Origin of the sequence: Streptomyces otsuchiensis (assembly GCF_004305975.1) — a bacterium.
Classification (GTDB): Bacteria; Actinomycetota; Actinomycetes; order Streptomycetales; family Streptomycetaceae; genus Streptomyces; species Streptomyces otsuchiensis.
Genome location: NZ_BHZI01000616.1, coordinates 1 through 417, shown reverse-complemented (window position 1 = coordinate 417; position 417 = coordinate 1). Strand labels below are relative to the sequence as shown.

General features: G+C 68.3%; 1 pseudogene. It reads right to left on the bottom strand.

Annotation, left to right across the window (positions count from 1 at the left end):
* Positions 1-125: 125 nt before the first annotated feature.
* Positions 126-416 (bottom strand): annotated as a pseudogene (locus tag E0D90_RS26095) (transposase); the annotation flags it as partial.
* Position 417: the final 1 nt, after the last annotated feature.

Below are 417 nucleotides of genomic sequence, written 5' to 3'. Positions count from 1 at the left end.
GGCCGACTTCGGCCGCGTCCTGCGCGCGAAGTACGTCGACGGCGACAGCTCCAGCACCCGACAGACGGGATCGACCCCGAGGCCCTTGTCGCGCAGGTGGTCGATCACCTGCTCGGCCTCGTCCGGGGACGGTCGATCTCCTGGGCAAAAAACACCGAGGCGGCCTTCAGGATCTCGTTGGCCCGCCTCAACTCGGCGTTCTCCTTGCGGAGTTCCTTCAACTCGTCGCGCTCGGTAGTCGTCAGCCGGTCGTCGCGTTCACCGGCGTCCGCCTCGGCCTGGCGGACCCAGCCGCGCAGTGCCTCCTTGTGGATGCCGAGATCGCGGGCAACGTGCGCGATCGGGCGTCCGGTCGAGCGGACCTCGCGGATCGCGCGCTCACGGAGTTCATCGGGGTACTTACGTGGTGCTGGCACA